Source organism: Gordonia sp. UBA7599, assembly GCA_002477755.1.
Lineage (GTDB): Bacteria > Actinomycetota > Actinomycetes > Mycobacteriales > Mycobacteriaceae > Gordonia.
This window is the reverse complement of record DLKD01000083.1, coordinates 1-8,284: the sequence shown is the minus strand read 5'-3', so window position 1 is coordinate 8,284 and position 8,284 is coordinate 1. Positions and strand designations below refer to the sequence as shown.

The window sequence follows — 8,284 nt, the reverse complement described above, 5'->3', positions numbered from 1 at the left end:
TACGGCAAGACCGAGATCGCCGTCCGCGCAGCGTTCAAGGCCGTACAGGACGGCAAGCAGGTGGCGGTGCTCGTGCCCACGACGATCCTCGCCCAGCAGCACCTGCAGACCTTCACCGAACGCATGGCCGGATTCCCGGTGACGATCCGCGGCCTGAGCCGCTTCACCGACCCGGCGCAGGCGCGCGAGACGATCGAGCAGATGGCCGACGGCACCGTCGACATCGTCATCGGCACGCACCGCCTCTTGCAGACGGGGGTGCGGTGGAAGGACCTCGGCCTGGTCATCGTCGACGAGGAGCAGCGTTTCGGCGTGGAGCACAAGGAGCACATCAAGTCGTTGCGCACCCACGTCGACGTGTTGACGATGTCGGCGACGCCGATCCCGCGGACCCTGGAGATGTCGATGGCCGGCATCCGCGAGATGTCGACGATCCTCACCCCGCCCGAGGAGCGCCACCCCGTCCTCACCTACGTCGGCGCCTATTCGAGCAAGCAGGTCGCCGCTGCGATCCGTCGCGAACTGCTGCGCGACGGTCAGGTGTTCTACGTGCACAATCGGGTGTCGTCGATCGACAAGACGGCGCGCGAGATCGCCGAAATGGTGCCTGAGGCACGTGTCGCCGTCGCGCACGGCCAAATGAACGAGGACCGTTTGGAGTCGACGGTCACCGCGTTCTGGAACCGCGAATACGACATCCTCGTGTGCACGACGATCATCGAGACCGGCCTCGACATCGCGAACGCGAACACGCTCATCGTCGACCGCGCCGAGCATTTCGGCCTGTCGCAGCTGCACCAGCTGCGTGGTCGCGTGGGCCGCAGCCGTGAACGCGGATACGCCTACCTCTTCTACAGCCCCGACCGCCCGCTGACCGAGACGGCCTACGACCGTCTGGCGACGATCGCGCAGAACAACGAGCTCGGCGCCGGCATGGCCGTGGCGCTGAAGGACTTGGAACTGCGTGGCGCGGGCAACGTGCTCGGTGCCGAGCAGTCCGGCCACGTCGCCGGCGTCGGGTTCGACTTGTACGTGCGCCTGGTCGGGGAGGCGGTCCAGGCATACCGGGCGGCCGCCGACGGTGAGACGGTGACTGCGCAGGAGCCGACGGAGGTGCGGATCGACTTGCCCGTCGACGCCCACATCCCGGTCGACTACGTCGATGCCGACCGCCTGCGCCTGGAGGCCTACCGCAAACTGGCCGCGGCGAGCAGTGATGACGAGGTGGCGTCGGTCATCGCCGAGATCACTGACCGCTATGGCGAGCCGCCCACGCAGACCCAGCGCCTCGCGGCGATTGCCCGCCTGCGCCTGCGGGCTCGAGAACACGGGGTGACTGAGATCGGGGTGACCGGGTCGCAGGTGCGGATCTCGCCGTTCACGTTGCCCGACAGCCTGCAGGTCCGGCTCAAGCGGCTCTACCCGTCGGCGACCTACCGGCCGACGACGTCGACAGTCGCCGTGCCGATCCCGAAGGCGGGCGGAGTGGGGTCGGCGCCGCTGCGCGACGATGAGCTGATCGACTACATCACTACTCTCTTGGATCAGGTGACCCGCAAGGTTTAGCGCCGGTTCGGCGGGTGATGCAAGCGCATCCCGGTCCAGTGGTGTGGAATGGTCACTAGCCGAGAAATTGGGGAGACATGACCGTCGTTCTGTTGGATCCGAAGCATCAGGACCTCTTGCCGTTTGCTGCTGCGAAGCTGGTCAACGGCCCGGTGCAAGTCACCGAGGACGTCTCCGCGTCCGTGCTGTGGGCGCTTCCACACGCCGAGGTCGCGGTCGGCGACGACGGTGATCCCGCGACGGTCCTGATCAGCACGGACCGGGAGCATCCGCTCGTCGTCGTTCGGGTCGACCGCGGCGAGGTGTTCCTGACGCCGCCACCCGAGCCCGAGGTGGTGCGGCGTCCAGGGACGACCCTGCTCGACGCCGTCGAGTTGATGGACCGCTTGCGCCGGACGGGCCCGTGGGAGAGCCAGCAGACCCATGAGTCGTTGCGCCGGTACGTGTTGGAGGAGGTCTACGAGCTCCTCGACGCCATCGACGTCGGTACGGTGAGCGATCTTCGCGACGAACTCGGCGACCTGCTCCTGCAGGTGCTCTTCCACGCTCGGATTGCCGCCGACGACCCGACCGAGCCCTTTGATATCGACGACGTGGCGCAGGGGTTCATCGACAAGGTGACCCGACGGACCCCGGGCGTGTTGTCGGGTGAGCACAGTGACCTGCAGCGTCAGATCGCCGACTGGGAGGCCGCCAAGGCCGCCGAGCGTGAACGCGGTTCGATCCTCGACGGCATCGTGACGACGGCACCGGCGCTGGCGCTGGCCCAGAAGGTGCTGGAGCGGGTCGCGCAGGCCGGGTTCCCGCGGTCGCAAGTCGATCCGGCGTTGTTGGAGGTCAACCTGGAGTTGGGTGGGGATTCGGTGGAGGATGCCACCCGCCAGCGCGTGCTGGACCTGATGGATCTGGTGTTCCACGCCGAGGCCACCGCCGCGGCGGCGGGGGCGGTGCCGCGTGAACCGGCGGAATGGCTCTACTACCTGGGTGACCATGCCTACATCCCGCCGGTCGAGTCGGCCCAACCCGTTGAATCGTCTGAATCGTCTGAACCGCCGGTGGAGCTGTTCCCCAGCGAACCGCCCGCGGAGCCGCCGGTCGCATTCGAGCCCTTCCCCGGTAGTCCGCCACTGGGGGCCGAGCTGACCGATCGTTTCCCGCCGGTCGAAGCCCCGGTGACGCAGTACTTCACATCGGCGCCCGAGTACGTCCCCGCGCAGCCGTACGCCGCTGAGGTGCCGGCGCCGGTGGAGACGACGATCCCCATTTTCACCGAGGGGATCGCGATCGAGACGGACCTGCCGATCACCGAGTTCCCGACGGTCATTCGCCCGAAGGCGTCGCATTCGTTGTTCGCCTCGCCCGAGCCGTCGGCCACCCTGGGCGCACAGTTCGTGCCCGAGGAGATCATCGAGATCGAGACCTACGAGGTCGTCGACGTCGAGCCGGAGCCGGAACCCACGCCGGTGCCTGAGCCCGGGCCGGAGCCGGAACCCGAACCGGAGCCCGAGCCCGAACCGGAGCCGGAACCCGAACCAGAGCCGGAACCCGAACCGAAGGGGCGCAAGCCCATCCGCATCCGCGACGCCGACGAGCCCGAAGTCACCATCACGGTGCCGCGCCCGGGCAATGCCGACGAACTCGTCGCCACTCAGACCAGGCGCCGCCGCCGGGGTGATGCGCTGACCGGCCGGGTCATCTTCTCCACCGACGAGTAGGCCGCAGCGGGTCAGCCCTCGAACAGCGTCTGCCCCCACCACTGGCCCGCGGAAAGGCCGGGGGGACAGGCGAACACGGCTTGGCCGTTGGGGATCAGGTATTCGGTGAGTGCGTCTTTGAGCATGAGTTTGCGCTGCATCGGCACGAACTGCTTGCCGGGGTCGCGGACGAACGCGATGAAGAACAGGCCGGCGTCGAGGTGGCCGAAACCGTCGGAGCCGTCGGTGAAGTTGTAGCCGCGGCGCAGCAGATGCGCCCCGTCGTTGCTGTCCGGGTGGGCCAGGCGCACATGGGCGTCGACGGGGATCATGGGGGACCCGTTGGCCGTCAATTCAAAGTTCGGTTCGTCGAACTCGATTTCCTGGCCCAGCGGCGCGCCGCTGCCCTTCTCGCGGCCGATGACCTGTTCCTGCTCGAGGAGCGTCGTGCGGTCCCACGGTTCGATGTCCATCCGGATCCGCCGGGTCACGAGGTAGGAGCCGCCCGACATCCAGGACGCGGGGGCCGGGTTGTCGTCGGCGCCGACCCACACCCAATCGTCGAGGAGTTTGGTGTCGTCGGCGAGCACGTTGTTGGTGCCGTCCTTGAAGCCGAAGAGGTTGCGCGGCGTCTCCTGTGACCTTGTCGTCGACGACGTTCGGCCGAAGCCGAGTTGCGACCACCGCACGGAGACGACGCCGAATCCGATTCGCGCCAGGTTGCGGACGGCGTGCACGGCGACCTGCGGGTCGTCGGCGCACGCCTGAATGCAGATGTCGCCGAACGACTTGTTGGGGTCGAGCCGCTCGCCCGGAAAGGCAGGGAGGTCGTTGAGATTGGCCGGACGGCGCGACGCCAGGCCAAACCGGTCTTTGCGGTCTGGTTTGGCCGGCGTCGGGCCGAAGAGTCCGGGACCGAATCCGATGGTCAGCGTCAGATTCGACGGCGGGAGGCCCAGTGCTTCGCCGGTGTCCGACGGCGGCGTGTAGTCACCGAGTCCGACGGCGCCGTTCGGAGTCACCTCTTCACCGAGGGTCATCCGCTCGGCGGCCGCGGTCCACCGCCGCAGCAGTGCTGCCAGCTCGGTCTTGTCCTTGGTGACGACGTCGAACGCCACGAAGTGCAGGCGGTCCTGCACCTCGGTGATGATCCCGGCCTGTCGTTGGCCGCGAAATGCGACGGTGTCGTGGTGCAGCCCCGACGGCGCGGTGGCGCGGCCTACTGCTCCGCCGGCCACCGCCGCCCCGCCGAGTGCGGCGGCGGCTGCCGCCCCGCCGATCGCCTGGCGCCGTGAGAATTTCATCGACTCAGAATAGACCGTGCGGGGCAGGCTAGCCTTCCTTAACCTTTAGCTGCCGAGGACGGCGGCAGGGACCTTCGACAGGGTTGACGAAAGCGCGTCGATCTGCGCTGACAGCGACTTGCGGGTCGCCTCGTCGACCGTCTCGTAGGAGACGTAGCCCTCGGGCGTGCGGAGCTTGTCGATGGATGCGGTGATCGCCTCGAACTGCTTGGTGATCTCGGCCATCAGGGCCGGGTCCTTCTTCTCGATGATCGGCTGCAGTTCGCCGATCAGCCGCTGACTGCCCTCGACGTTGGCGGCGAAGTCCCACAGGTCGGTGTGGCTGTAGCGGTCCTCTTCACCGGCGATCTTGGTCTTGGCGACCTCGTCGATGAGGGCCTTGGGGCCGTTGACGAACAGCTGTGTGTCGAAGTTGAAGTCCGGCTTGTCGACCTCGGCCTTCAAGGCGCGGACGTCGGTCAGGAGCTGGTCGGCGGTCTTGGCGATCGCCTCGGGGGTGTCGTTCTTCTTCCCGTGAGCGGCGTCGGCTGCGGTCACCTTGCCCTCGGCGTCGCCGATCTGCTCGGCCTTCGGCGGCCACAGGTAGCGCTCGATGCGGTGGAAGCCGGTGAAGTCTTCGGCGCCGTCGCCGGTGTCATCCCAGCGCATATCGATCTTGGGGTCGAGGTCGCTGAACGACTCGGCGACCGGCTCGACCTTCTCGTAGTACTGACGGGTGGGCCCGAAGAGGGCGCGTGCCCGGTCCTTGTCGCCAGCCTTCACGGCGGCGACGAACTCGGCGGTCGCCCGCTCCAGGTTCGCGATCTCCGTCCGCACCGACGCCAGGTAGCGCTGCTTGGCCGACTCGACGTCGGCGGGAGCCTCGCTCTTCTTCTTCTCGTCGCCGGTGACGGTGATCTCCTTGCGGATACCCGATCCCACCATGCCGGGCTTGCACGCGACGGCGTAGGTGCCGGGCTTGGGCAGCTCGACGGTCAGCTTGCCGCTGACACCGGGGGCGATGTTCTCCACCTCGCCGAGGACGCGCGAGCCCTCGTAGACGTAGAACTCGGTGACCTTCGAGCCCGAGTTGGTGACCTTGAAACCGACCTTGCCGGTTTCCGCCTTCATCGGGCTGATGTCGCACGCGGTGTCGGTGGACGTCACGTCCAACGTCGACGCGGATTCCTTGGCGACGCAGCCGCTAAGGACCAGTGGTACGGCGACGGCGGTACCGACGACGACGGCCCTGGTGGCCAACTTCTTGGTGTCACGCATTGCTGGGGGTTCCTTTCTCGGTGGTGGCGGTTGCCACCGGGGGTGATGCGGGTGGGTCGGTCGGCCGGGTTCGGCCGCCGAGTTGTCTGCGGAGGAAGATCGGCAGAACGATCGCGACGTAGAGGACCCAGGCGACCACCTGCAGCCAGGTGGGGTCGGGCCGGAAGTTGAGGATGCCGGCGAGGATGGAGCCGTACCAGGAGTCGTGCTGGTAGCCGGTCGCCTCGGCGAGGTTGAACGCGGTCTGCGAGTGACCGGGGATCCAATCCAGCCAGCCGTAGCTCTCCATCGCACGTACGCCGTAGGCGAGGATGCCGGCAGCGACGAATACTAGGAAGGTGCCGGTGGCCGCGAAGAACACCTTGAAGTTGATCCGCACCGCGCCGTAGTAGAGCCCGACTGTGATGGCGACGGCGACGGCGATGCCGATCAGCAAGCCGATCAGCGGGACGAGTCCACCGGACACACTCTCGGCGTAGCCGACCATCAGCAGTGCAGTCTCCAGGCCCTCGCGGCCGACGGCGAGGAAGGCTAGGAAGAACACGGCCACGGGGCCGGTGGACAGTGCCTGCGCCATGCCCTCCTTGAGGTCGCCGGAGATCGAGGCCGAGGCCTTGCTCATCCACAGGAGCATGTAGGTGACGATCGCAACGGCGATGAGTGACGCGACGCCAGCGACGAGTTCGGCGTACTTGGAGTCGATGGTCGAGGTGCCGAACTGGATGCCGAGGAAGGCCACGATCAGCAAGAGAAGCGCCAGGCCGACGCCGAGCCACACGTACTTGAGGGCGTCGCGCCGGTCGGATTTCACGAGCACGGCGACGAGGATCATCACGACGATGCCCGCCTCGAAGCCCTCGCGCAATCCGATGACGCCGCTTCCGGTGAGCTTGGTGACCAGCGAGGTCGTCGGTTCGGCAGCGACGTGGATCAGCATTCGTACTCCGAACTGGCCGATGATGAGGGGAGGCTAACCAAAGCAATATACGTCCGGTCTGCAACGAGCGCGAGCCATCGGCGAATCGTTGTCGACACAATGCGTATTTGCGCCGGTAAACCACCCATTCTCGCTGGTGACGAATGCACCGCTTCCGGTCCCTTGTGCGATAATCGCGGTCAGCAATCCGTCAAATCAAGGGGAACCGGTTCTCATGGTGACAACACCGCGCAGCGGGCGACTGGGGGTCATGGCACTCGCCTTGGCCGCCATCGCCGTCGTCGGCGCAGGGTGTGTCAATCTGCCGGCCCGGTACCGGTCCGACATCCCGACGGGGGTACCGCCGGCGGCGGGCGCGCCGGTCCCGTACCTGGACATCAATGCTCCCGGGCGCACCGCCGACGAACTCAACGCGTGGGCGATCCCGATCTCCAAGGGCACCGGCATCGGGGTGACTGCGTTGGAGGCCTACGGCAACGCCGCCGAGATCCAGCGCCAGCAGCACCCCGAGTGCGGGATCACCTGGACGACACTGGCGGGCATCGCCGGTACTGAGAGCAAGCACGGTCGTCACCATGGAGCGCGAATCGCGGCCAACGGCGACGTCAGCCCGCCGATTCGTGGTCCGCAACTCGATGGTGCCAACGGCAACATGCGGATGGTCGACCCGAAGCAGCCGACGCTGGCCGACGGAAGCCCCAACTATGTCCGCGCCGAGGGCCCGTTCCAATTCCTGCCGGAGACGTGGCAGCGCTACGGCGTCGATGCGAGCGGCGACGGCGTCGCCGACCCCGACAACATCGACGACGCGGCGCTCGCGGCGGCTCGCTACCTGTGTGCGGCGTCCGGCGGCGATATGACCACGCCCAAGGCCTGGATGAAGGCGCTGATGACCTACAACCAGTCGCGCCCCTACGCCGAAGAGGTCCGCGACCGGGCCAACGCCTACGCCGCGAACGTCCGGTACTGACGTAACGCGCAACGTCGTCCGGTATTACCCTTGGTGCAACCGCACAACAACCACAACGACGCGGGCGCCGGGAGCGAGAGCGAGCGGTCCGCACAAACACCAAGGGGTAGACAGCCGTGGCAATAATCGAGCAGGTGGGCGCGCGCGAGATTCTCGATTCGCGCGGCAATCCGACCGTCGAGGTGGAAGTGGCACTCGAGGACGGCACGCTCGCCCGTGCGGCCGTGCCGTCGGGCGCCTCGACCGGTGAGCACGAGGCCGTCGAGCTGCGTGACGGCGGCGACCGCTACGGCGGGAAGGGCGTCCAGAAGGCCGTCAACGCAGTCCTGACCGAGATCGCCGAGGAGGTCGTCGGGTACGAGGCCGACGACCAGCGCCTCATCGACCAGGCCCTGCTCGACCTCGACGGCACCGCCGACAAGTCCCGGCTGGGCGCCAACGCGCTGCTCGGCGTGTCGTTGGCCGTCGCCAAGGCGGCCGCCGAGTCCGCGGCGCTGCCGCTGTACCGCTACGTCGGCGGCCCCAACGCGCACATCCTGCCGGTGCCGATGATGAA

The 8,284-nt window shown here is 67.4% G+C and carries 6 protein-coding genes and 1 pseudogene; 4 read left to right on the top strand and 3 right to left on the bottom strand.

Going from position 1 to position 8,284, the window contains the following annotated elements; all coding sequences use genetic code 11:
- Both B4L26_RS09895 and B4L26_RS09890 read left to right on the top strand, forming a co-directional pair.
- Window positions 1-1,566: DEAD/DEAH box helicase (locus tag B4L26_RS09895; protein ID WP_290718509.1), on the top strand; the 1,566-nt coding region annotated here is incomplete at its 5' end.
- 77 nt (window positions 1,567-1,643) lie between these two features.
- Window positions 1,644-3,281: a MazG family protein gene (locus B4L26_RS09890; RefSeq protein ID WP_290718507.1), complete on the top strand. Its 1,638-nt coding sequence runs from the start codon at window positions 1,644-1,646 to the stop codon at window positions 3,279-3,281.
- A gap of 11 nt (window positions 3,282-3,292) precedes the next feature.
- Here the strand turns inward: B4L26_RS09890 and efeB are convergent, their stop codons facing one another.
- Genes efeB through efeU form a run of 3 tightly spaced genes read right to left on the bottom strand, consistent with a single transcriptional unit; the run spans window position 3,293 to window position 6,758 of the window.
- Window positions 3,293-4,564, bottom strand: coding sequence for an iron uptake transporter deferrochelatase/peroxidase subunit (gene efeB / locus B4L26_RS09885; protein WP_290718505.1), 1,272 nt, complete (start codon window positions 4,562-4,564; stop codon window positions 3,293-3,295).
- A gap of 45 nt (window positions 4,565-4,609) precedes the next feature.
- Window positions 4,610-5,821 (bottom strand): iron uptake system protein EfeO, encoded by a 1,212-nt coding sequence (gene efeO / locus B4L26_RS09880; protein ID WP_290718503.1) that lies wholly within the window; start codon window positions 5,819-5,821, stop codon window positions 4,610-4,612.
- The gene (efeU, locus tag B4L26_RS09875) at window positions 5,814-6,758 is read right to left on the bottom strand and encodes an iron uptake transporter permease EfeU (protein ID WP_290718501.1); all 945 of its coding nucleotides are present in this window, start codon (window positions 6,756-6,758) and stop codon (window positions 5,814-5,816) included. Before efeU ends, efeO begins: the two co-directional genes overlap by 8 nt.
- 214 nt (window positions 6,759-6,972) lie before the next feature.
- On the opposite strand from efeU, the gene B4L26_RS09870 reads away from it, so the two are divergent.
- Complete coding sequence (locus tag B4L26_RS09870) at window positions 6,973-7,728, top strand: lytic transglycosylase domain-containing protein (protein ID WP_290718499.1); 756 nt, start codon at window positions 6,973-6,975, stop codon at window positions 7,726-7,728.
- A 116-nt stretch (window positions 7,729-7,844) separates the two neighbouring features.
- Window positions 7,845-8,284: pseudogene (gene eno / locus B4L26_RS09865) on the top strand (phosphopyruvate hydratase); the annotation flags it as partial.

What these genes read in the sequence shown, in the direction of transcription:
- B4L26_RS09890 (WP_290718507.1), top strand. Translation starts at nt 1,644, where the DNA reads ATGACCGTCGTTCTGTTGGATCCGAAGCATCAGGACCTCTTGCCGTTT.
- efeB (WP_290718505.1), bottom strand. Translation starts at nt 4,564, where the DNA reads ATGAAATTCTCACGGCGCCAGGCGATCGGCGGGGCGGCAGCCGCCGCC.
- efeO (WP_290718503.1), bottom strand. Translation starts at nt 5,821, where the DNA reads ATGCGTGACACCAAGAAGTTGGCCACCAGGGCCGTCGTCGTCGGTACC.
- efeU (WP_290718501.1), bottom strand. Translation starts at nt 6,758, where the DNA reads ATGCTGATCCACGTCGCTGCCGAACCGACGACCTCGCTGGTCACCAAG.
- B4L26_RS09870 (WP_290718499.1), top strand. Translation starts at nt 6,973, where the DNA reads ATGGTGACAACACCGCGCAGCGGGCGACTGGGGGTCATGGCACTCGCC.